Origin of the sequence: Pseudorhodobacter sp. MZDSW-24AT, from assembly GCF_002794355.1 — a bacterium.
Taxonomy (GTDB): domain Bacteria; phylum Pseudomonadota; class Alphaproteobacteria; order Rhodobacterales; family Rhodobacteraceae; genus Pseudotabrizicola.
Genome location: NZ_PGOI01000008.1, coordinates 85,963 through 109,785 on the forward strand (window position 1 = coordinate 85,963; position 23,823 = coordinate 109,785).

Here is a 23,823-nt window from a genome sequence, read left to right on the forward strand (position 1 = left end):
GGTCAGGGCGTTGCCTGCGTCATCCGCCCTGAACCTTGCGCCAGCCTTGCACTTCGCCCTCGCCAGAGCGGCAAAGGCCGCATAGAACGAAAAGATGCGCCTCCTGCTTGTCGAAGACACCGCCGACCTCGCCCAGACGGTCCTGCGTTTTCTCAGGGCCGAGGGCCATACGGTGGACCATGCCCCCGATGCCACCACCGCCGAAGAGGCGATGGCCACCACCGCTTATGCCTGCGTCATCCTTGATCTTGGCCTGCCGGATCGCTCGGGGCTCGAGGTGCTGCGGGCGCGCAGGTGGGCGGCAGACCGGACGCCGGTTCTGATCGCCACCGCGCGCGACCAGATCAGCGACAGGATCGCGGGGCTGGATGCAAGGGCGGATGACTATGTTGTCAAACCCTTTGATCTGCGCGAATTGTCCGCCCGCATCCGCGCCCATGCGCGGCGTGGGCAAGGCCTGCCGGAAACACGGCTCGCCCTTGCAGGGCTGGAAGTCGACCGCGCGGCGGCCCGCCTGTGGCAGGCGGGACAAGAGATCCGCCTGACGGCGCGGGAATGGGCGGTGTTCGACGCGCTTTTGGGCGCGCGCGGGCGCGTGGTGCCAAAGGCAAGGCTGGAAGAGGTTCTCAGCGGCTTCGACGCCCTGATCGAAGGCAATGCGGTCGAGGTTTATGTCTCGCGCCTGCGCTCCAAGCTGGGGCATGGCGTGATCGAAACCCGCCGCGGCCTTGGCTATGTCCTGCCATGAGCCGCCCTTGGTCCTTGCGGCGGCGGCTGACGGTGCGTGTGATGGCGCTGGTCTTGGGCGGCTGGCTTGCCACCGTGGCGCTCGCCGCCGTGGTTCTGCGGCACGAAATGAACGAGATGTTCGACACAGAGCTCAGCGCCCTTGTCGAAACCACCGTCCTGCTGCTGGACAGCGCGCCATCAGGCACCATCCCGCGCGCGCTGGGGATTGAGACGACAGATGGCGAGCGGGTCTTGCGCCTGCTTGCCCCCGACCGGGTCGCGGCGGCGGCGCCTTGGCCCGCGCTGACCCGCGACGGGCTGCACGATGCGCCGGGCTGGCGCATCCTGCGCCAGACCACCGAGGGCACGGTGATCGAGGCCGCCCATGCCACCACATGGCGGCGCGAAGAAATGCTGGAGGTCGCTGCAGCCTTTCTGTTCCTTGCCCTGCCGCTGATCGCCCTTTTGCTCTGGGGCCTGCGCGGGATCGTGGCGGGCGCCACCGCCCCGGTCGCACGGCTTGCGCAAGCGGTGGCCGCGCGCGCGCCCGATGATGGCGCGCCCTCGGGTGTCACCGACACGCCGCAAGAGATGCAGCCTCTGGTGCAGGCCCTTGATGCCTATCTCGCGCGCATTTCCGATCTGCGCCAGTCCGAGCGCGCCTTCATCGCCAATGCCGCGCATGAGCTTCGCACGCCGCTGGCCACGATGCGCAACCGCTTGACGCTGTCGTCAGATGCACAGGCGCAGGCCGCGATCTCAACGCTCGATGCCCTGACCCGGCGGGTGGAGCGGCTTTTGCAACTGTCGCGGCTGGAGGCCGGTCTTGGCCTTGGTCGGGGGCCTGCCGATCTGCTCCAGATCCTGCGCCTGTTGCGCGATGACCTCGGCCCCGGCGCGCGTGATCTGATCTGGCTGGATGATGGCGATCTTGACGCGCTTCCGGTGGCCGCCGATCCGGATGCGCTGGCCATCCTCTTGCGCAATCTGATCGAGAATGCGCTGGACCATGGCAGCGGCACCGTGCGGATCACGCTTGGCCACGCTGGCGATCTTGTCCTTGAAAACCCGGCTGATCACCCGCGCCTGCCCGCAAACCGCCACAGCCCCGGCACCGTGTCGCGCAGCGCCCTGTCGCGCGGTGCGGGGCTGGGCCTGACGATCATCCGCGATCTGGCGGCCGCGATGCAGGTGCCTCTGGTCGAGACGGTGGCACCAGACCGCGTGGTTTTCACCTTGAAATTCAAGCCCGTGCCGGGCGGATAAGGTCAGCCCCTGCGCCATCCTCTCCGTTTCCCCGCGACAGCCCAGCCCCCCCATCAGGAGCACCGCCCATGAGCCTTCCCTACACCTCCGCACATGAGGAATTGCATTACGTCGACCGCGCGGGATGGCTTCGTGCGGCGGTGCTGGGCGCCAATGACGGGATTGTCTCGGTCTCGTCGCTGATTGTCGGCGTCGCCGCCGCCGACCCAAGCCCTTCGGCGGTTCTGGTCGCCGGAGCGGCCGGGCTGGCCGCTGGCGCCATGTCCATGGCCGCAGGGGAATATGTCTCGGTCAGTTCGCAATCCGATGTCGAACGTGCCGACATCGCGCGCGAACGGCAGGCGCTGCTCGACACCCCCGAAGCCGAAGAGGCAGAGCTTGCCTCCATCTACGAAGCGCGCGGCTTGTCGCCTGCGACAGCGGCGCTTGTGGCGCGGGAACTCACGTCAAAAGACGCGCTGGCCGCCCATACGCGCGATGAATTGGGCCTGTCCGAGGTGCACAGCGCCAACCCGCTGCAAGCGGCCTTGGCCTCGGGGCTGACCTTCACATTGGCCGCCGCCGTGCCACTGGCCGCCGCTGTTCTGGCGCCCACCGCCCACATCATCCCTGTCGTCGTCGGCACCACTCTGCTGAGCCTTGCCGCGCTTGGCGCGATCGGTGCCATGGCGGGCGGCGCGCCGAAACTCCCCGCCACGGCCCGCGTGCTTTTCTGGGGCGCCGCCGCCATGGCCATCACCGCCGGTGTCGGCTGGATCTTCGGCGTCAGCGTCTGATCCGCAGGCGGCACCAAGCCGAACACACAGCGCAGCGCGTGGCCTTCACCAAGACGCGTCCGACCTGCGCCAAGGCCCTTCCCGTCCTGCGCCCCCCAACCTTTTGACAGCTGTGGCCCCATCAAAGGGCCACCCGCTGCCCCCGGATCAGAAGCGCAGCAAAGCTGTGAAAGATCGGGCCGGTGCGCACAGCCCCCACCCAGCCTCTCTGCGCGAACCCGCCTGTGTCAGGCGAAACGAATGTAAGTCGGGGCATAGTTACTGCCAACGTCGCAATATTATTCAATAAAATCAATGCGACATTTGTCTTGGGTGCAAAGGTTTTTGCTACTCGGGGCAAAGGTTTGACAGGCGCCAAAGGAATGCAAAAAGGGTCCGCAATTGCGGACCCTGTGCGATGGTCGAATCTTTGAGTGCGAGCAGTGGGCTACGGACTGTCCCTGTCGCCGGTTGCCTTTTGCCGATATCCTAGGACGTCCGTCACCAGAACCCGAATTGCATCCAGCCGGGGATCCGGACGCGCACGCAATCCTGTAATCTTTCCTGACAGCACCGCTGCGATCAATTCGTCCGTTGTCCCACCATGGCGTTGGCACGCTTCACCGACCGAGAGAGACAGCTTGCGCTGTTCATCATTCACCATTGGCAGGGCGTCGATCTTGGCAAGAAGATCATCCAGAACGCGCCTTGCGAAAATCACTCCGCGGACCGCACCGGGAGCATCTGCCGGGATGATGGCAGGCAAGATGCCGGCGCCATAAAGGGCCTGGGTTTGGTTCTGGGTGCCGCCGATGTATTCTGGAACCTTGGCCAAGGGGATCGCATCCTCGTAATCCGTCACCAATTGCTCGACATCCTTGACCGGAAAAACAAGGCGTCCACTTTCGGCGTCTGTTGCTCCTTCTGGCACTAGGCCCAGCTTCTGCATCAGCCGCGACATGCGGCGTCGATCAACCTTCAGGGTAAGAGCCAAACTTTTCACGGAATGCAGGCGCCGTTCTGTCACCACCTCGCCAAGCAGCCTTTCACCTTGCATATATGCATCGTGGTCCAGGATGTGTTCACGAAGAATCGTGCGGATCTGCCCCGGAGCAATGAGCTGCGAACGGCGGTCGATCCAGTCATAGAGCATTCCATACATCGCGAAAGGACCTGCCTGAACTGCCGAAGCGAGAGCTTTTCGCCTGATGTCACTCAATGCCGCATAAACCGCATCATGGCCTTGTTCATAGATGCGAAAACCAGTTTCAAGGGCAGCACTTCGTTCAAGTCGTGTCAGTTTCCCCGGGCGGATATCCTGACCATGATCAAGAACCATGCCGAGATGCTCTGAGGCGTTCAGCACCTGTTCGATGCTTTGGCCCTCGAGCCAACCGGCGGCTTGCGCCATGCCCAGGCGAGCATGTAACCATGTGACATGTCGGCCAACATTGACACTGACCGCCGACATTTCGGCGAGTTCGCGGCCTCCGGCCTGATCTACGGCATCCTGGATATTCTCTGTCCCCTCTTGGGAAACTTCCACCAGGGTAGATGCATGCTTCAGGCAGATCACAATTGACCCAAAGCACCAGCCAAGTCGGTGACGCCATTCTTCGGGCGGGCCATCTTCTTGCAAGCAGTGCGGGCAGAACTGTCGAACACGCGATGCCAGACCAGTGCGGGAGTAGTCTTCCCCGCGAAATACATTGTGACGGGATAGCGCTCGCACCGTGCCTGCCAGAAGAGCTTTCGGATCCTCCCCCACCGCCGCCGCGAATGTCGCAATATCCTCGGTGTGACCCGCCGCGAAGCGTGAAGGCTTCAACCCGCAATCTGCAAGCAGGCGACCGGCAGGCTGTCCGGTGTGCAGCATGGAGAGGCGAGTTGCATAAGACTGCACCGTTTCCGTCGGATCGTAAGGCACATGGGGAGTAAGCATCTTGACCATCACCCGCGGTGTTCGAGAAGTTTGCGAAGATCCGGCCAGGCGCCAGAGTCAAACGGGGTTGGCTCGCCATCCATACCGCCCTGCAAAAGCCAGGTTCGCCGTGCGTCATCAAGCGTCACCGCAGATCTGCCATTGACCAAGGCCCGGCGGATCGTTGCCTTCGCGAAGGCGATGGATCGGCCCAAACCTGCCTTCTGCGAAAAAACAATGCGTTCGGCAAAGAACGGATCGTCGGGAGGCAAAAGGTCAAGCTTGTTGCAACAAACCTCGATGAACCGCCTCAGGCGTTGCATGTCGGCCCCACCGACCAGAACACGCTGCAGGCGCTGACGCAAACGGTAGCGCCTAAACGTCTCCGGATCAGACGCAATGCGGTCTTCCAGCTGCGGCACGCCGGACAGAATGACAGCGACTGCCCCCTCCCCCTGCAGCAAGTTCTTAAGCGCCTGTAGAGCACCCGCACTGTCGCGGCCGGTCCCGCCCCGCAAAAGGTGGTGGCCTTCATCGATCCAGAGGAGTGCCACACCGAGTAGCTTGAGGCGATGACGGACGATCCACCAAGCTTCATGCGCCTTGGTGCGCTCGGACAGCCGCGTGTAACCAGTTTTGACCAGGATGTCAGACGCAAGGCTCTTGATAGTTGCCTCTGGTGCAACGGTGATATGGATGTAATTTCCCGAGGTCCCATCCGTCATCAATGCCAAGGACGGCACCGCCGATAGATTGCGCTCAATCATTACCGACTTCCCATCTCCAGAGTCGCCGATCACCTGCATACCGAGCGTTTCGCCGTTCAGAGGATCTCTCACGGCAAGCGGCAAAAGGCTGCCATCGGCGCCGACTTGCAGGATTTCAGTAAGGAATTCCTGAAAATCGTCATCGCGGGCGTTCTTGAGATAGCGCGCGATCAACCAATCAGTGCGCCCCTTCAAGTCTTGGGCCGCGGGTGGATCGGCAACGGCGGTGAGTGTATTGAGTTCGGTCATTGGCATCATTCCATGAGGTCCTCGTCATTTTCGGCGGACGCCGCACTGGCTGATCGCGCATTTGGCGCGGAGAGCATCAAAGGGGAAGAAGAAGAGGCGGCGATGTCGTCGGCACTAGGCAGCTCCACGATGTCTTCCAAAAGACCGAGAGGCTCGGATGCGTCAAAGGAACGCTCAGCAGTCGACATGAACCGCAGAAAATCTGCCTCATAGCGGTCGTAGGTCGCGTCATTGACGATGATGGGAAGTAGGCCACGAAGCGCCTTGTTCCGATAGGCTGCGACATCAAGCTCTGACACGGCGCGAGCCATGACCCTTTCAGAGCGGTCCCGTTCTCCCGCCAAATTGAAGCGAACCATCATAAGATCGTCGAAAGACTTCCCGACCCACTCTGGGTCTGATGCGGTGACATTCATCCACCGGTCCGGTGCGACCTTGACCGAAATTGTGCCAATATCGTGCGGCCACCAAGCCACCTCCAACACCTTTGGTTGCAATGGAGGAGCAAGGAAGATGCGTGCCAACTCGTCCGTCTGATACCGAATGTTCATCATTGTGATACCGCCGGGTCCAAGAGTGCGATGACGACGAATACCAAACACCCGCCGCATTTCTTCACGCGACACGCCCTGCAATTGCGAGACCACCTGTGATTGCGCCCAAGCTTCGGCAGGCGTCCGGTTCAATAGTCCGGGATGCTTTTTGTTGTGGTAGAAGTCGACAATCCAACGGACGAGCCACTGCAGAAACTCATCGAGATCCAATGAAGCGCGAGCAGCTGGATCATTCTCACCCCTCTGAACCACGTTACTGAAAGTGCGACCCGAAAACCGCTGCGCAAAGCCAGAATGGATGGTCCTAAAAAGGCGTTCGATGAAAGGCCTGAGCCAAGGCATCTTCGCGGGAGCGCCAAGATTGGTGATGCCAAGGTCCGCGAGAAGTGCATAGGTTTCTTCGGTTAAATAGTTAGGCCCCCGATCCATCACGATCATTTCGGGCCGGCCATGCATGTTCCAACGTTCATGTGCGCCGACCGCATCTGAGATCGGCGCTTTATCTAAGAAAATCATTTCCACTGTATCGCGGAGTAAAGCCCTAGTATCGCCGGCAGAAATCTTCATTCCGACAATGCAGCGCGTGTGGACATCGATAGCCGCAGACATCGTGACGCGCCTTGGCGTGCCATCGAGGCCAAGCATCGCGCGTTCCTCAGGACGGAGCCAGTCCCACACGCCGACGGCGTTCAGCAAGACCATCAGATCGAATGTGTAGTCGTCGATCTCTACCCGGGCGAGCGCACGCTCTGCTTGGACTCCCACGCCGAGGGCGTGCATGTCACGATATGCCACCTTTAGCCCGCGCGTCCGAATGGCGTGATCGAGAGGTGCCATCGCCTTGATGGTTGCGTTTATGTAGTCATATCTGGGGGTGTTCAAAAAAGGTCCAGGTGGGTTTGATCGCGATGCATTTTCGTTGTGAACATTGAAAACTGCTCGCACGCTCGAGACGATCGACGCAATGGAGCAGCGTTCCTGGTCCAGACGCTGGTTGATAACCGACTGAGCAAGTTCGCGCTCGGCATCGCTATAACGGCGGTCACGGTTGCCTGAGGTATGGTAGCGGTCAAAAAGTGCGTTTTGTCCACCATTCTGATACTGGGAATACCAAGTATAGATGTTGGCTGCCGATTTCGGCGGGCTGGACTGTGTGCCGATGTTTATCACCGCACCGCCACGCTTGCCGGCAGCCCCAGCCTTTTGCACAAGAAATCGGTTATAGTATATCGTTCCGAGAGCCAGGATGCGGTCAACGTTCGCACGGAAACCAGCGCGACTTTCTGCGACCACACCTTCTGAAATCAGCTGTTGGGCCGCTTCGACATAAGCGAGGCGGAACCTCATACGCCCTACCTCAGCTTCGGTGCGATGGCTTCGATCTCGCGAACCATCGCAGGCTGCTGCAGATGGACGCCGGACTATGGTCAAGCGCCCGTGCATATCGTAGCGACAGAAATCGTCATTCGAAATCGTGTCGGATATAGCGTGCAGGATTTCGCCAGTTTCAGGGTCAACCTGCTCCTCCCACAACACCAGACAGGAAGTGCTGCGCAACTGCACCACCTTGCCACGGCGATTATTCAGCTCGAAAGTCGTGCCCTCCTCGACCGGGACCTGAGCCAATACTGAAAAGCTTCGGGTGTCCCGTTTCATTGGCAAACGACCATATCGTTGGCCGCGACCAACGCGGACAGCGCGATCCGTTCCTTACGCAACAGCTTCAACCCTTGGCCATGAATGGCGCGTGCGACACCGAAAAGCGTCACACCGGCACTACGGCCTTCGGTCAGAAGATGTTCTACCGTAACCGGTCCAGGAAGCTTCTTTCGAATCTCGCGAATGGCTTCGTCCTCGCAGAAGACAGGGCGCCGCGCTGCATGGAACAGCTTCGCATTGAACAGATCCACCGGGTTGATATTTTGCTCCGTAACGATGGCCAACTTGTCGATCACGGCAGGGACAGCTGCTTGTGCAACTGCCTGCATTTCAGCGCGAAACTCTGGCTTCTTGGCGATGTGAGAAGGCTTGACGGCAATCCCGATGCGCAAGCCATTTCGAAACGTGGCGCGGTAGTCGAGATAATGGTGACCGATGTCACCATTCGCCTTACGAAACGCAACCGGTGCCAACTGCTCCTGTAGGTCTACGAAACCCGGGAGATAAACCGTGCAGATTGCCGTTGTGAACTCGAGGAAGCTCGCAAAACCAACCCGCTGTGGCTTTTCGATGCCAAATACGAATTCACCTACGAAGTGGCCCTGCGAAGACTTTGGAATTGGAAGCACGGCTCGGCTCTTGGCCGGCTCAGGCAGGTAATAGGTGGCAGCCACTGGCTTCATCAGAAGTCTCCGTTCGACAATAGGGCGCCAGCCCTGCCCCGGACACCGGTGCAGGCTGAAGCTGTGGAAAGTCGAGAAAACCGCTTGCACTCTTCTGACGAGAGCTCACCTTAAAGGCAGATCATACGGGTTCGCCCGACACCTTTTGCCCGGCCTTGCGCCGGGCTTTTCTTTGGTGATCGTGGTTTGTGTGGAAGTTTCCTTCTGATGCTTTCCGATGCCCTAAGGATTCCGAGTCACCGCGAAAATCGAAACCCCAAAAATTCCTCTATCCACAGGTAAGATGCCGACTGCCCGATCTCTCAAGTGCATGTTTACGAAAAACTATTTCGCATACTCAGGCGCGTCTGGGGGCCCTATCAAAGCAAATACCTTGCCAAAGGCAGCATTGCGGTAGCGAAGATGCACCATTGATTTCAATGCCAGCGCGGAAGTGATTCCAGCACCAACGCATGATCGAGACGCCGTGTCACTGTGCGTAAATTCGGGACCACCCCCCGCGAGATCGCGGATGCCAGCGCGTGGTTCACCGCATCGATCGACATCTCTTGAAGCCCGCGCCGCCGTCCCTCCCGGTCGGCGAACGCCTGCAACTGCGCCAACGTTAGATTTTGGAGACGCACCACTGTGCATCTATTGATCAGTGGGTCAGGGAGGACGTTCATGTCGTTTGACGTCAACACCCAGCCGATCCAGCTCATGTCGAACGGCAAGCGCAAAGTAGGGCAGTTCCAAGACGCTGCGCTAGATTTTTCCAGAAACGGCAAAAGCGCCTCGGCAAGCCCAAATGACGCATCCTTTGACGATCTGGCGGTGCCCGCTTTGTCAATCTCGTCGATGACGAAGATCGGATTTGCGCCCTTGGTTCTCAGGATCAGATCAAGCGGTCGGCCGATTATGCTGCCACTCCAGCCTATCTGTAGTCCCGTGATTCCGAAAGATGCCTGCTCGCCCGTCGCATCAAAGACTATACCTTCCACGCCTAGGAGCCGCGCAAGAGCGCGGGCCCAACTCGATTTCCCGATTCCTGGCGGTCCATCAAGCAGCAAGGGCTCAAGGCGGAAGCCGATCTCCCCCGAGACAACCGACCGACGCATTGCATTCCAAACGGCGGTCGTGGCTTCCGCCATCCAGGGGAAATCGGCATGCAGAGACGCCGCAAGTTCGTCAGCCTTGTCTGGCGTGGCTATGCCAGCGACGGTTGCCCCGCGACTAAGCTGCTCAACCCGGGCCAAATCCTCCTTTGATAGATGCGCGAGACGGCTGTTTCGCGCATGATACGCCGCGATACGCTCGGCCCAAGTCCGGATGCGCCGTCGAACGCTCGCTGGCACGTCGCTGCTTACAGCGGGAGAGTCCCAGCCCGACAATGGATCTGTGCCCGTGCATGCCTGACGCGGCGCCAAAGTGTCGGTGACCGACCGAGATCGGAGCTTCTGCCAGTGCGCGATCAGCCGATCAAAGATGGCTGCTTCCTTCATGGCGGGATCAGGAAATGGGACAAGGACGAACGGGATACGTGATGCTTTGGTCATACCGGATGCAAGAAGCTGACGCCCGAAGCGCATGCCTCGGACGGGGTTATGGATAACGTGGTCGCGTTAAGAATCGAGCGCGGGTTCGGCGCGGTAACAATCACGCGGAACCAATAAGATCAAGAAAAATTACCTGTGAGACGACGGATTCCCTTATTTTACGAAAATCGATATAAATATACTGCCCTTCACCCTGTGCGAAAAACCATAGATCCAACATTATTCGCAATGCTCATATTTTATGAGATATGTAAACTTCAGACATTGAATTGGGTCGAGATAGAGCGTTGCACCCGATTACTAAGGTGGTGTCGTTCCCATATTGCTCTGATTCCACCGCTGAAAATACCAGTTGGCTATCCGTGCTTGTCAGGCCTCTGCGGGTCTTTGGCCTATTCTATGGCAAGGGTCTGAAGTCAGAAAATCGCACACAGCATCAGTATTCAATTCTCACAGGTCTACAGCGGATGAACATTTTTTCGCATCGCTCCCCTGATACCGCAAATTCTCTTTAAAGGCAGGCCTGCGAATCCCTGTTTTGAGGCGGAGAAGAGCGACGGAATGCCGCCGCCAGCCTCGGCTTCATCACCCGATGCAAGTCAGTAAGAAAAACCAGTGGAAGCATTGCAGATAAGATCGTAGCGGATGGCCTCATGGATCAAATTAACAAGTCCTAGACCGTTGGGCGGAGGCGATAGACAAGCTTTCGATGTGCGCCTCAAGCCTGGGAAGGCGCCTGCAAAACGGACAAGCAATTGCATCAACACCTAGGATCAACCATGCGAAAAAACTTTGCGAAATATTTTTTTCGCATTTTCAAGCAATAACAATATGTTAAATTACGATATGTTTGCATTCCGCGCAGACCTAGGCTATCATTCTTGCGCGCAAAAGCCAGACCCAAACCAGCTACGTGCCCGAGCTCTCGGTGTATGCCGTTTGCACATCTTGTATAGCCTACCAATAACCGAGTGATTGCTTCACGCGCAAATACCTGTATGCCGCATTATAGGATCGTCATGTCTACGTTCTTTGCTACACATTGCCCTTGCGTATCGCATGACGCAACTGCTTATCCAGTTGACCACCGCGTCTTGTTTCGTCAGCCTTTGTCCTTTGCCTGTGCCCTTTGTCTGGATGTATGGAAAAGTCACTTTGATGCGCAAGCTTGTTGGAAGTCAAAATGACCGATCTAAAGATCCTGATATCGTCCGCTGAAGAAAATGAGTGGGTTTGACATGCTTTTACGGCAGCAATCCCTGGTCCTGATAGAGTCGAGCTTGCGTCAGCCCCATTTTTCAAGGCTTGGTAGATCTGCCATTACAGTCAGACTTTATTCTTATTTGGCGTGGTGGAATCATATCCGAAGTTTGATAGTGCTGTTATTTCCTCCTCACCGCTTATTACACTTTCTGAGGATTTGACTTGGGCACGCACGGTCTCTCGCTTTTATGAGCTCGGCTCATATTTGAAGGCTAATAGAGAGGTGGAGCGCCTGGAGAGCCCCATCTCGAAACACTATGGTTGGCCCACACTTGAGATAGGGGATGCGCGCGATCTGCTATCTATTATGGCGTCGCGTTTTCGACGAACCATCAATTAATTTGAGTGAATGCAAAATATGCTTTTAAATCCTTACCAAAACCAAAAGGTCTGATCATGCATGTTCTGGTTACCGCTGACCTCCATCTTGACACTTGGCAACACGCTGCGCGGGACCCCTTTTCGTCGGCCTTGCCGGCCTTGGGCGCGATTGACGTTTTGATCGTGGCGGGAGACCTTGCCGACAATCCGATCCGAAACTGGCCAATGGCGCTCTCTCGACTGTCCATGCTCATGGATCCAAGCAAAATCTACATCTTGCCCGGAAACCACGACTACTATCACTTCAACGTCTCTGGAGATGAACGGCTCCAAGGGATGGTCGAGTCAGCAGGTATGAACTGGGCCCAAAAGGCTGTAGTAGAGATCGACGGCGTGCGTTTCTTATGCGCGACACTCTGGACTGATTTCCGCCTCTCAGGCGATGAGGCTGCCGCAAAGCATGCTGCAGGGCGTGCGATGAATGATTACCAACTCATCACGCAAACCGCAGCAGGTGACCGGCTTTTGCCACAGCACACCGCTGCCATCCATGTCGATCATCTGGTTTGGCTGACCGCAGAGATTGCTCGGCCGTCTAGCGGTCGCACGATTATCATCACCCATCACGGGCCGAGCCCTTCTGCCAGCGGACCTATTGATCAGATTACACCAGCGTTTGTTTCAAACCTCGATGACTGGATCCTACATCACAAGCCCGATTGTTGGCTGTTCGGCCACACCCATCGACGCCTGACTGGTAAGGTTGGCTCGACCCCGATCATCAATGTCAGCCTCGGCTATCCAAGCGAAGTTCCCGACGGTGATGTCGCTGACATCTTATTGCGAGGACGGCTCGACACCCGGGCAACGCAGCTGTTGAACAATGCGCCATAACCAAAAATGAGGTCTGCCTGCCATTGCCAGCCATCCTCATTCTCAAGGAACCCATTGCAATGCCCATTCTGGTCATCGCCGATCTTCATCTCGACATGTGGCTTCACGCCGGGCGTGATCCCCTCATTGCCCTATCGCCGAACCTGCTGAGCGCACTGGACGGGTTGATCATCGCCGGTGACCTTGCCAACAAGCCTAAAGTCCGTTGGCCGCACATGATCCGACACCTTGTGCAGCATGTTCCAGCGGAGCGGATCCATGTGCTCCCAGGCAATCATGACTTTTATGATTTCATCTTGGACGGCGAAGATCGGCTGGCGGAGATCTGCGCCGCTGAAGGTGCAAACTTTGCTCAAAAATCATCGATAATCATCGGCGATACCCGCGTGTTGTCCTGCACTCTCTGGACCGACTTTGCGCTGCACGGCGACCCCGTCCGCGCGATGATGGTCGCGCAGCGCGACATGAACGACTATCGATACATCCGATCCGACGGTGCAGGGTTCAAGCGGATCAGGCCGTCAGATACCTCTTTTCTACACGCAGACCACCAGACTTGGTTGGAGGGGCAGCTTTCTACGCCCTTTCCCGGCAGAACCGTCGTGGTAACTCACCATTGCCCCCACCCTGACCTCATCGGTGAGCGCCGCGGCGACTTGGATGCCGCCTATGGCTCCAACCTCTTGCCTATGATCGAAAGATTTCAGCCCGATTTGTGGCTGTTCGGACATACGCACTGGCGCGTTGAAGCGATAGTTGGTCGGACACTGGTGAAGAACGTTTCATTGGCCTATCCAGGCCAAGTCCCGGTTGAAGAAGAGGAAGGCATCCTCCTGCGTGGCCTGTTAACCGAGGTCACGGCGTGAAACGGCTCTTCGTTGATCAAAACTTTTGAGCAGGACCTTCTTTGTCGGCTGGGTGAGGCTGCTCAAGTTGTCTGCGCCACACCGAAGGTTTGGTCATCTTCCCAGACAACCACAACAGCCGTGACAACCGTGATCGCAACGACGCTCGCGGCCCAAAGTAGACCTTCACCTTCAAGATCGGACACCGCATGCAGCTTCGCCGAAGCGGACATCTGGGCGCAAACGCAGCATTCGCGACCCATACAGCTTGCACTGCATGGACCTTCTTCACGGAAATGATAAGAAAGACTCGAGACCAGTTCGAGTAGAGCTATTCAGGGCAACGACTTGTCGAATGTGAAGCGCCAACACTACGTTCCACAGTTCTTGCTAAGAGGATTTGCGGACGACGACGAAAAGTTAAGTGTTTTTACGCGCGGCGAGGGGCTGTCGTTTCGGGCCTCCCCGAAGGATGTCGCATGTCAGCGCTACTATAATGCAGCCAAGCTCGAATCTGGCGAAATTGATACTCAGACCATTGAGAGGGAATTAAGTCAAATTGAAGATTCAGGATCATCTGCGATTCGTGCGTTGCTATCTGGAGCTAAACCCACGGCCGAACAACGTGAAGCTTTTGCATTATTCCTGACGTCGCAGGATTTTCGTTCACCGCGGCGAAGGCAAGAATATGCTGATATGCTGCTTGGCATCGAACATCATAAGTTCGGCAGAGATACGGTAAAATCTGTAGAAAGCTTCGTTCTTGCAGTTACTCAAGCATCAGAACGAAGTGACGAGCTTGATGTCACAAAGCTATCGGACAAGAGCGAACTGAGAGTAGAGGCAGACGGGACAATCTCGATGAGCATCGAGGCTACCATTTGGTCTTTATCAGCCGCCAAGCATTTTGCTCCTGTAGTATCGGAAATGAACTGGCACCTCTTCCGCGCGCCGCGAGGTAAAAGCTTTATTACCTCCGATAGCCCTGTGCAGTTATATGAGAGTCCGGAGACACTCGAAAAATTCAACGGGCCGGCATACTGGCGGCAGGGTAGCTACATTTCTTTCCCTTTGACCTCTGACGCATGTTTCCTGGCAAGTCATCGGAGCAGGTCCAACGGAGTAACACTGCCTCCACATTTTTCAGTTAGGGAGGCAAAAAGTTCCGATGTTCACTTCTTTAATCAACTGCAACTGGCCGGGTGCTTGAACCAGATATACGCCACCTCGGATTATTCTTGGCTACACAAGAAATGCGCTGACCTTCCGAAGCGCAAAAGCAACCTAAGCTTTATGCCCGTGAACGCAGATGGGAGCCGTATTTCTGTCGTTGCCAAGCGCTGAAACAGCAACATACTCCCATCTCGCGCCTGAGGGCAGGCGAACGCCCGTGAAGAGACCTGAGCATGTTTTACTCAATCGGCGAAAAGGGTTCCGGCCGCCGAATGTGCCGGATTCGCCTGGAGCTTCGCGCGTTATGGGATTGCTCAATCAGCTGGGCTCTGTTGCAACAGAGCCATGGCGAGCAGGTCGTCGCGGCCGAGGGCCTCTTTGGTGGCGATTGCCATCGGGCTTGGCTGATCGCGGTCAAAGCCATGGTTGGTGATCGATTTGGGCTGGTCGAGGACGAGACTGGGGACTATGCGCCGCGGGTCTGCGTGGTCTAAGAAGGCGCGAGATTTTGACGGAGGCTATTGATGTTTGAGGGTTTCATCGCGTGGTTAACCGAGGCGAATGGAAGGCTGTCGTTCTTCGTCGTCCCAGTAGAAAAGGCGGATGAGGGCTTCCCCTGGACTGAAGCGATCGCCGCGGGTTTGGCCACTATCGGCTCGGCAGTTGTGGCGCTTCTTGTCTTATACCTGACAATCAGGGTGGAGAATAAGAGACGCCACGATGATGAACTCAAGGCGGAGGCCGCTGGAGCGATGAATGCCTACAGTAAGATTTCTCGGTATGCCAATAATATACTGGCAGTAAAGAATGCCATTGATCAGCAATACGCCGATATAAGGCGAGAGGGCGATGAGCTGGAGAACCCCTCGCAAGTCGTGGGGCCGATCCCGGGAAGGTTTGTTGAGCCCGAACGTCTAAAACCCGATGAGTTCAGGTTCCTGTTGACCAAAGAGAATTTCCTCATTGTCGGGGAAATCGAAGACCTCGAGGCGTCATGCGTCCTCATGATGAGCCTGGTGGAAGAGTATTCGAAGATGCATCTGGATACGCAGAAATGGCTGGATGATATGCCGCATGCAGACCGGAAAATTGAAGGTATGATCGCCTCTGACATGATCCCGACTGCAATGAAGGGTCGCCTGGATCGCCGTGTTGCTCAGATGAACATTCTGATCGTAAATGTTATCCGCATTGCCGAGCAGCAGGATCCGTCACCGAAGCAGGTAATGGAGCACTTTATTGCGGCCGCTGTTGCGTCACCTTTCGGTAAGTATTTCCCAAAAATGGAGCTGGCTTAATCTGGGTGTGGAGATTGGTGTCTTCGCCACCCGACACCGCACCATTACCCGACCGTCATCCTCAGGATCGACGATGTCGAAGTTACGGCCGTCGATAACGACTTGCGCGCTATGCAGGTCATTTTCAGGGTCCGTTAGACCGGCAGCAACAAGCTGAGCTCGGCGGAAAGTCGAGATGCGCAAAGGGCATCCAGGCCACGTTGCACGGTCCTATCCGAGGGTGAAGAGGCGGCCGTTGTGGCGTCCGGACGCCAGACACTCCTCCCATTATCCGCCTGTCTTAAAGCGCATTAGCTCTCGATGCGTCTCGATACGCGCGGCGCGAATGGTGGCTTCCTTGTTTTATGCGTTCACCACGCTGCATTGCCGCATGACCGGATTCCGCCCTTCGCGAAGATGGAGACGCGTTCGGCCCACACCGAACCTTCAAGGGCAGCGGGCTGGACGACCGCTCTAGACACATAGTGGTCCCTCGCCGTGTCGGTCGTGGCCGACAAGTTCATGCATCCAGCCAGTCGAGCCGTGCGCACAGTGCGCTGTGGGCCGACCCTCAGTTGCCTACCGCTTTTCGGAATGGCATTGTCGAGGAAAGGCACCACAGCAGCCAGCTGGAACAGCCTTGATAGTTTGGCGCACAAAGGTTGAAGAATTTTGGATCTATTTATTCCACAGCTATCCGAAAAAAGGCTCCATCCAAGCTTTTGCATCATCTGTTCAGATCCTGCCTACGCAAAGGTCAAACCTATCATACAAAATTGGGGAGCTGGCCTCCTGGAGCGCCGGGGGGAGGGTAAAAAGTTTCTGAAAGAGTTTCAATCCACATTCAATTCGTCGATGTGGGAGCTTTACCTCAATAGAGCGTTCCTCGACATGGGATGCGTCGTCGATTTCGACAAGCCTTCACCGGATTTCTTCGTGCAAGGGCCCGGAAACTATGAATTCAACGTGGAAGCTGTAGTATCTGACGATCCGAAGCAAGAGAAGCAGGAGGAACCATTCAATCACGCGGCGTTCAGAAAGCGTGGCGCGCTCAAGCTAGCTGGAAAAATCAGGGACAAGTTGCAAATTTTTCGAGGATCGAATGGAAAGAAATACCCATATTCCTCGATGAGCCATGTGCGCGATCGCCCGTTCGTAATTGCGATTGCTCCCTTCGACAACGAGCTTTCACTAACACAGAATAATGAGATCATCAACATGGTCCTTTTTGGCTTGACACCTCCGATGTTAGAAGGACCTGAACGAGGAAGGCAAGGTAAGATAAGGTCGATCCTAAAGCCTTCTGGGGCGAAAGTTGAAATGGGAATATTCACGAACGATTCGCACAAAGAAATAAGTGCGGTATTCTTTTCCACGACCGGAACCTTCGGAAAGGCCGTCGTTGAAAGCCAGATTGACAGGATTGTCCGTTCGACCCGCTATCGAGTGATTGAAAAAAGTAGAATTGGACCCGAATCGCAAGAATCGAGTATCGGGACAGAACGGATTAAATCCGCTGGGCTGGACTACTTACTCAGGCAGCGCGAAGAGGGAGCAGATCAGATCGGGGGCGCAGATATTCATATCCAGCATTCGTCGCTTCATCGTGAAACTCATCTGGACGGGCTTCAGGTCTACTTCAATCCATACGCAGAAGTGCCTTTTAATAAAAATTTTCCATGGCCCACAGAGGTCGCTCTCAATTACTTCGACACCGAAACAGCGGCTCACATTCAAGCGCATCCTGACGGTGCGCTCGTTTCAAGACAGATTTATGCCCCAGATCCCGCGCACCTCATCTCTTTACTCAGAAACTACGGGTTTGTTTGATCGTTCTTTGCTTTCTCAGGTTTCCAGACAGATGCCGTGTCCTGACATTGGATTCCGCGCCAGGGTAGATCGGTTGAACACGGCCCAGAACGGACATGTTTGGCCGCTGCAATGAGTGACGGCTTCCGATCGTTGTTTACCGGATGCAGCGGTTGGCATGAATGGCCCTTTTTGATAATTTTCCTCGGGTCCGCAGGATGTCGATCTCTAGAACTTGGTCGGGCATCCCTTGGTGCGAGCGGACCGACCGTCGATAACGGCCGCGCGTCATAAACCAGCCCGGCAATTTTTCACGACGGCAAAATCGTGAAGTCGTCGGGTGAAATGCCATAAACGCTTGCGAAAATTCTATCCGCCCATCCCTTGATCTCTTCCGTCGCGCCATCAGGACGCAGCCAACGGAAGTCATAGGAGAATGGGCCGGGGCGCGTGATCCATTGATATGTAAAGTCATAGAGCGCGTGCCCATTGTAGAACTTTTGGAACCGGTCCATGACTGCCGCCTCATTAAGGCTTGTGCGCAGCACCGGAACGATGGTCGCGTCATCCGCGCGATCGATGAACATCGGCGATTGTCGGGAGAAAAGCCCTGTAAAGTCTTCGCTTGTGCGGAGACCGGCCATGTGCGCTCCCGGCCAACACAACATGTGCGGGAAGAGTGCCTTGTCTCTTGCGAATGAAGCAAATTGCCCGAAAAGAACCTGAAGGGGCTGGTTTGTCGCTTCGGCTCGCCCTGCATCATGATCGGCAAGACATGCGGCGAAGGCGGGGCCGTTCTCTACCCACCGGTTAATTTCCCGCACAATGGCTAACGGCGTGCGCGTCTTGAGAGCCTCGCAGAGCTTCGTGCTCACATCTACATATTCGCTTGCGCTGTATTGTGTGATTGCGGTCCGCATCTCGGGGAACTGAAGTCTCAGAATTGTAGACAGGTAGATGAACCGCATGCCTGGATCGACATCGGTTATAAAGAACCGCGGGTCATGAATTGGAAAAGGAAAAGTCTCGGCCGGATTGATAGCTATGTCGCAAACGAGCAAAAAAAGAGCAACTGTCGGGTGGTCGATGGTGTCAGGGCGCGCGAACTCAGTTCGCTTGAGAAAGTCCTCAAACGCGGCAATGTAGACCGGCGCCATCATCCCAAGGCGCTCGGCATCGTCCCATTCGAATGCCCCGCCCGTGGCGAAGTGCAGATACTGCAATTGTGCGAACCGTGCCTGACCCTCGAAGATATGGTAAGCGCCGATCGGTGACAGCTCAATTGGTGAGCCGCAGTAGAAGCCGGGTTCTTTTTCTTCCCGGAGCTTTGTTAATTCCGACTGCCAAGCGCGCGGATCGGGCATGAACTCATGGTTCCTGTCAAACAGGCTGGAGAGGGCCACTACGCCGTTGCTAAGCGCGATGCTGTAGCAATGCGCCAGGCTTTCGAACATTGGATTATGAACAATTCCAGTAGCGCGCTCCGGATTGTGGCGAGATACCTGTAGGCATTTATATCGAACTGATTATTAATAATGATGTTCGCCGTTGCGCTTGGGGAAGCCATATCACGGGATCCAGGATTTTCCTCCACCCAGCGGCGAATGGACTTAACTGGCCCCACCTGCTCCAGAAATCGCCGAAGATGTGTGAGATTTGCGTGGGTCTGCGTCGGATAGCTCAAGCTCAACATAAAGCCGCAGGTGCTGCCGATATGCTGCCACCAGTGGATGGTTTCGTGCAGATAGGTTGAGAATGCTTGGATCTGATCGCGCGTCGATTCTGAGGTAATTGCAATGCCTTGGGGTAGGCTTGCGATCAGGTCATGGACCTGAGGTGAGAGCCGAATTACAAATCGCTGACCATCATATAGGCCGTGCGCGTCCAGCACCGCGTTGAATCGGGTTTGAGGTATAAGATCTCCGAGGCTCGTATCGAGGAGTAGGGGATTGAAATCTCGCATTTAAATGTTCCACGCTTGTTACGTATGTTCAATAATAGACCGAGGGTGGTCGGACAGTCTTGGATGCGAAGTTTAGCGAACCTCTGCTTTCTCCCCTTCTTCTCGGGCCGCTCGCGACAGCCGCAGAAGTCGAGTTCCCGCTGAGATCTGCAACGAAGTTCGGATATCAGACCTTGCTGCAAATCGCAGCGAATGTCCGCATCCCGCCCCTTGCGACGATCCAGGCCATAATCGACGTGTTCGGCCCTTAGCCGCCGATCAGGATGACTACTGCACCGCGTTGCGGCCTCCCAAAACAGGTCATTCAAGAATACTGTGGTTTTTTTGGGCTTAGATTTTCAATTATGCGAGCTAAGCAGTAAGCGGTGTTTTGACGCCACGGGGCGTTAGCTTTTGCGGAATGGGATGACGTTGTCACCGCGCATGAATGCGATTGCGCCTTCAGCCTCGATGGCTTGGATCGCCGTATTGCGAGCATCTTTGTCGGACGTGAACTGGTCATCCCAGACGTGGCTGGTTCCTTCGTGGTCGACCACTTCGAGCGTCCAGGTCTTGTCCTGTTCGAGGCGATAGATTTCGATGGAGAAGGGGAAGACATCGATGATGACGTGCTGGCTCTTTCCGAACGTGACCAGATTTGGTTCGTCTTCGATCATCGGCGGCGCTCCGGGGATACCCGCTCTTGCCAAGCATATTCAGTCGCTTCGCGATCAGTTTAACAACAGGATCGCGACAAACCACAGCAAGTTCAGCATGCAAAGGCTTGAAACAACCCGCGAAACAAGCCTCTTTGGCTGGCTTTCCGTTGCCACCAACGGCTATAGCTTGGCAATACCGCAAGAATGTAGGGGGCGCTCTGTGGAGCAGATCAACAACATCGAAAAACGCCTCTGGGGTTCGGCTGATACCCTCCGCGCCAACTCGAACTTCGCCAGCAACGAATACTTCATGCCCGTCATGGGTCTGATCTTCCTGCGCCACGCTTATTCCCGATTCCTGAAAGTGCGGGACGAGATCATTCCCACGCTGCCCAGCCGGGGCGGTGTGGTCCGAGACCTAACCAAGGAAGACTTCTCCCGCCGCGGCTCCATCTATCTGCGCCCCGAAGCCCAGTTCGACATGCTGGTCAGCCTGCCCGAAGGGCAGAGCGCAGCGACCGCCCTGATCGCCGCGATGGAAAGCATCGAAGGCGACTACGAGACACTCAAGGGCCTGCTGCCCAAGCAGGAATACGCGGAACTGGACGACGAGGTCCTGCGCCAGGTCCTGCGCATCTTCAATGACCCGGCGCTGCAACGGGCTGATGGCGACGTCTTCGGTCGCATCTACGAATACTTCTTGACCCAATTTGCCGACCAGAAGGCGCACGACAACGGCGAGTTCTTCACCCCCGTCAGCATCGTCGAAACCATCGTCAACGTCATCGAACCCACCCGCGGCAAGGTGATCGACCCCGCTTGCGGATCGGGCGGCATGTTCGTTCAATCGGCGCATTTCGTGGAAATGCAGAAGGCCAACCCGAACGAACGCCTGACCTTCTACGGGATGGAAAAGAACCCCACGACCATCCGGCTGGCCAAAATGAACCTCGCCGTCCACGGGCTGGAGGGCGATATTCAGAAGGCGATCAGCTACTACGAGGACCCCCACAAGGACCACGGCCCCTTCGACTACGTCATGGCCAACCCGCCCTTCAACGTCGACGAGATCGACGCCGAAAAGATGAAGGATGACAAGCGCCTGTCCTTCGGCCTGCCGGGTGTCAACAAGGGCGGCAAGGTGTCGAACGGCAACTACATCTGGATGTCGTTCTTCCATTCCTACCTGTCGCCGCGCGGGCGGGCGGGGATCGTGATGTCCTCGCAGGCATCATCCGCGGGCGGGAAAGAGGCGGATGTCCGTCAGGCGCTGGTCAAGACCGGCGATGTCGACATCATGATCGCGATCCGGGGCAACTTCTTCTACACCCGCACCGTGCCGTGCGAGCTGTGGTTCTTCGACAAGGCTAAGCCCGACCATATGCGCGACAAGGTGCTGATGCTGGATGCGCGGCATGTGTTCCGGAAGGTCACGCGCAAGGTCTATGACTTCTCGCCCGAACAGATGCGCAACCTGACGGCCATCACCTGGCTTTATCGCGGGCAGACCGACCGCTTCACCGCCCTTGTGCAGGACTATCTGGAAACGGCGCGGGCTGAGGCTGAGGGGGCGGATTTCACCGACCTTCTGGCGGCTGTTGATGCTTGCGCGGCCTTCTTCGCGACGCATCTGGACGATGCCACCGTGACCGAGGCCGCCCAGCGACTGCGCGCGGATTGTGACGCCTTCGCGATGGCGGCGGCAGACCTGATCGCGGCCCCGGCCGAAATCGGCGCGCTGAATGCGCGGCTGTCGGTGATGCAGCCGGTGGGCGACAAGGCCAAGGCGCTGATCAAGGAAATCGACGCGGCCGCAAAGCTGCTGCAAAAGGCGCAAGAGGCGCTGGTGGCCAAGAGCGAGCGGCAGATCGAGGCGCAGACGAGCGACGCCGCCGCCAAGCGCGTGACGGCAGACGTGCGGAAAGTGGCGGCTGAGGGGAAAAAGCTGCTGGCGGCGGTGGCGGATGCGCGGGTAGCGTTGACGGGCGATCCTGCGGTGCAACTGGTGGTGACGGGCAGCCTGAAACGGTTCCGCTATTTTGAAGGTCAGGCGCATTGGCTGCTGTCGCGCTTCCCCGATGGCGTGCTGCGCGATGTGCAGGGGCTGGTCAAGCTGGTGGATCACGCGGAACTGGCCGCCAATGATTATAGCCTGACGCCAGGGCGCTATGTGGGTGTCGCGCCGGAGGTCGACGATGACGAGTTCGATTTCAAAGAGGCGTTGCGCGAGATTCATCTGGAACTGGACGGGCTGAACCTTGAGGCGGCAGAACTGGCCGATGTGATCGCGAAGAACTTTGAAGAGTTGCTCGGATGAGTTGGCCAACCTATGCGCTTGACGAATTGGGTGTTGTCTCAAGAGGACGGTCGCGCCACCGCCCACGCGATGCGCAACACCTTTACGGTGGTCCGTTTCCCTTCGTGCAGACCGGTGACGTAAAGGCCGCGCCCCTCTACCTCACCAGCTATTCGCAAACCTACAGCGAGGCTGGACTGGCGCAAAGCAAACTGTGGCCAGCCGGAACTCTCTGCATAACCATTGCTGCGAACATCGCGGAAACTTGCATCTTGGGTATAGATGCCTGTTTTCCTGACAGTATTATCGGTTTCGTCGCTGATCCCGGTAAGGCGGATACGACCTTCATCAAGTATCAATTTGACGCCGTGATGCGGGAAAAGATGAAGCGGGTTAGCCAAGGTGTCGCGCAGGACAACCTGTCTCAAGAAAAGCTTCTATCGTTTCGTTTCCCTGTCCCCGACCTCCTCACCCAACAGCGCATCGCGGGGATACTCTCGGCCTATGACGACCTGATCGAGAACAACCGGCGGCGGATCGGGTTGTTGGAGCAGGCGGCGCGGCTGCTTTCCCGCGAATGGTTCGTCCACCTCCGCTTTCCTGGCCACGAGACGGCAAAGATCGTCGACGGCCTGCCGGAGGGGTGGGAGCGCATGCCCGCATCCGAAGCGATGCATATCAACCCTCGGACGACTTGGAAGGCTTCGGAATCGAAGCTGATCACAATGGTGCCGATGGGGGCCCTCTCGACTTCAGGTATGAACTGCGACCCTTCCCTGTTTGAGCGGCGCGAACAACCGGCGGGCGTCAAGTTCATGAATGGTGACACGCTGTTCGCTCGGATTACACCGTGTCTTGAGAATGGAAAGACCAGCTATGTGAATTTCCTGCAGGAGGGCGAAGTCGCCTGCGGCTCGACGGAGTTTGTCGTTTTCAGGGAACGTCGCATCAGTCGCTTCATGGCATATCTGCTCGCGAGAGAAGAAGGTTTCCGAAAGAACGCAATTTCAAGCATGGTCGGTTCATCCGGTCGTCAGCGCGTTCAACCAAGCTGTTTCGACAAATATCTTGTCCCGGTCCCGCCAAAGCCAGTCGTCGAGGATTTTGATCGGGTAGTTGAGCCGATGTTTCGAGAGATCGAACACATCGACAAATCCATTGGCAAACTCACCCGCGCCCGCGACCTGCTCCTCCCACGCCTGATGGATGGACGCATTCCCGTTTAA

The 23,823-nt window shown here is 56.9% G+C and carries 20 protein-coding genes; 12 read left to right on the top strand and 8 right to left on the bottom strand.

All coding sequences use genetic code 11. The features are described from left to right. Positions 1 to 94 precede the first annotated feature (94 nt). The 3 genes from CUR21_RS10055 to CUR21_RS10065 all read left to right on the top strand — a co-directional run bounded on the left by CUR21_RS10055 (position 95) and on the right by CUR21_RS10065 (position 2,771). The gene (locus CUR21_RS10055) at positions 95 to 748 is read left to right on the top strand and encodes a response regulator transcription factor (protein WP_100196913.1); all 654 of its coding nucleotides are present in this window, start codon (positions 95 to 97) and stop codon (positions 746 to 748) included. Beyond that, positions 745 to 1,995 (top strand): histidine kinase dimerization/phospho-acceptor domain-containing protein, encoded by a 1,251-nt coding sequence (locus tag CUR21_RS10060; RefSeq protein WP_100196914.1) that lies wholly within the window; start codon positions 745 to 747, stop codon positions 1,993 to 1,995. Before CUR21_RS10055 ends, CUR21_RS10060 begins: the two co-directional genes overlap by 4 nt. 68 nt (positions 1,996 to 2,063) lie before the next feature. Then, the gene (locus CUR21_RS10065) at positions 2,064 to 2,771 is read left to right on the top strand and encodes a VIT family protein (protein ID WP_100196915.1); all 708 of its coding nucleotides are present in this window, start codon (positions 2,064 to 2,066) and stop codon (positions 2,769 to 2,771) included. 427 nt (positions 2,772 to 3,198) lie between these two features. Here CUR21_RS10065 and CUR21_RS10070 read toward each other — a convergent pair whose 3' ends face one another. From CUR21_RS10070 to CUR21_RS10090, 5 genes are all read right to left on the bottom strand, one after another. After that, positions 3,199 to 4,701 (bottom strand): TniQ family protein, encoded by a 1,503-nt coding sequence (locus CUR21_RS10070; RefSeq protein WP_100196916.1) that lies wholly within the window; start codon positions 4,699 to 4,701, stop codon positions 3,199 to 3,201. Then, the gene (locus CUR21_RS10075; protein ID WP_157791977.1) at positions 4,701 to 5,687 is read right to left on the bottom strand and encodes a TniB family NTP-binding protein; all 987 of its coding nucleotides are present in this window, start codon (positions 5,685 to 5,687) and stop codon (positions 4,701 to 4,703) included. The genes CUR21_RS10070 and CUR21_RS10075 overlap by 1 nt, the downstream gene beginning before the upstream one ends. A gap of 5 nt (positions 5,688 to 5,692) precedes the next feature. Beyond that, positions 5,693 to 7,897, bottom strand: coding sequence for a DDE-type integrase/transposase/recombinase (locus tag CUR21_RS10080; RefSeq protein ID WP_100196918.1), 2,205 nt, complete (start codon positions 7,895 to 7,897; stop codon positions 5,693 to 5,695). After that, on the bottom strand, positions 7,894 to 8,583 hold the full coding sequence (locus CUR21_RS10085; RefSeq protein ID WP_100196919.1) for a hypothetical protein: 690 nt from the start codon (positions 8,581 to 8,583) through the stop codon (positions 7,894 to 7,896). Before CUR21_RS10085 ends, CUR21_RS10080 begins: the two co-directional genes overlap by 4 nt. A 416-nt stretch (positions 8,584 to 8,999) precedes the next feature. Further along, positions 9,000 to 10,064 (bottom strand): AAA family ATPase, encoded by a 1,065-nt coding sequence (locus CUR21_RS10090; protein WP_157791978.1) that lies wholly within the window; start codon positions 10,062 to 10,064, stop codon positions 9,000 to 9,002. 1,366 nt (positions 10,065 to 11,430) lie between these two features. Here CUR21_RS10090 and CUR21_RS19065 point away from each other — a divergent pair. From CUR21_RS19065 to CUR21_RS10115, 7 genes are all read left to right on the top strand, one after another. After that, positions 11,431 to 11,721 (top strand): DUF6634 family protein, encoded by a 291-nt coding sequence (locus CUR21_RS19065; protein WP_369802531.1) that lies wholly within the window; start codon positions 11,431 to 11,433, stop codon positions 11,719 to 11,721. 56 nt (positions 11,722 to 11,777) lie between these two features. Next, a complete protein-coding gene (locus tag CUR21_RS10095; RefSeq protein WP_100196921.1) occupies positions 11,778 to 12,596 on the top strand; it encodes a metallophosphoesterase in 819 nt (272 codons plus the stop codon). Between the two features lie 59 nt (positions 12,597 to 12,655). Further along, the gene (locus tag CUR21_RS10100; RefSeq protein ID WP_100196922.1) at positions 12,656 to 13,462 is read left to right on the top strand and encodes a metallophosphoesterase; all 807 of its coding nucleotides are present in this window, start codon (positions 12,656 to 12,658) and stop codon (positions 13,460 to 13,462) included. A gap of 336 nt (positions 13,463 to 13,798) precedes the next feature. After that, complete coding sequence (locus CUR21_RS10105) at positions 13,799 to 14,785, top strand: DUF4238 domain-containing protein (RefSeq protein ID WP_232622790.1); 987 nt, start codon at positions 13,799 to 13,801, stop codon at positions 14,783 to 14,785. A gap of 62 nt (positions 14,786 to 14,847) precedes the next feature. Continuing rightward, a complete protein-coding gene (locus CUR21_RS18605) occupies positions 14,848 to 15,108 on the top strand; it encodes a hypothetical protein (protein ID WP_157791980.1) in 261 nt (86 codons plus the stop codon). Positions 15,109 to 15,138: 30 nt separating this feature from the next. Next, entirely contained in the window at positions 15,139 to 15,912 is a 774-nt protein-coding gene (locus tag CUR21_RS10110; protein WP_100196924.1) for a hypothetical protein, read from the top strand. 651 nt (positions 15,913 to 16,563) lie between these two features. After that, positions 16,564 to 17,721 carry a hypothetical protein gene (locus tag CUR21_RS10115; RefSeq protein WP_198431669.1) on the top strand — a complete coding sequence of 386 codons (1,158 nt, stop codon included), beginning with the start codon at positions 16,564 to 16,566 and terminating at the stop codon, positions 17,719 to 17,721. Between the two features lie 290 nt (positions 17,722 to 18,011). Here the strand turns inward: CUR21_RS10115 and CUR21_RS10120 are convergent, their stop codons facing one another. The 3 genes from CUR21_RS10120 to CUR21_RS10125 form a co-directional block, all read right to left on the bottom strand. Further along, positions 18,012 to 19,154, bottom strand: coding sequence for a hypothetical protein (locus tag CUR21_RS10120; protein ID WP_100196926.1), 1,143 nt, complete (start codon positions 19,152 to 19,154; stop codon positions 18,012 to 18,014). Continuing rightward, positions 19,103 to 19,663 carry a hypothetical protein gene (locus CUR21_RS18610; RefSeq protein WP_157791982.1) on the bottom strand — a complete coding sequence of 187 codons (561 nt, stop codon included), beginning with the start codon at positions 19,661 to 19,663 and terminating at the stop codon, positions 19,103 to 19,105. Before CUR21_RS18610 ends, CUR21_RS10120 begins: the two co-directional genes overlap by 52 nt. A 386-nt stretch (positions 19,664 to 20,049) precedes the next feature. Continuing rightward, positions 20,050 to 20,319, bottom strand: coding sequence for a hypothetical protein (locus CUR21_RS10125; protein ID WP_100196927.1), 270 nt, complete (start codon positions 20,317 to 20,319; stop codon positions 20,050 to 20,052). Positions 20,320 to 20,416: 97 nt separating this feature from the next. On the opposite strand from CUR21_RS10125, the gene CUR21_RS10130 reads away from it, so the two are divergent. Both CUR21_RS10130 and CUR21_RS10135 read left to right on the top strand, forming a co-directional pair. Next, a complete protein-coding gene (locus tag CUR21_RS10130; protein WP_100196928.1) occupies positions 20,417 to 22,618 on the top strand; it encodes an N-6 DNA methylase in 2,202 nt (733 codons plus the stop codon). Then, positions 22,615 to 23,823: a restriction endonuclease subunit S gene (locus tag CUR21_RS10135; protein ID WP_100196929.1), complete on the top strand. Its 1,209-nt coding sequence runs from the start codon at positions 22,615 to 22,617 to the stop codon at positions 23,821 to 23,823. The genes CUR21_RS10130 and CUR21_RS10135 overlap by 4 nt, the downstream gene beginning before the upstream one ends.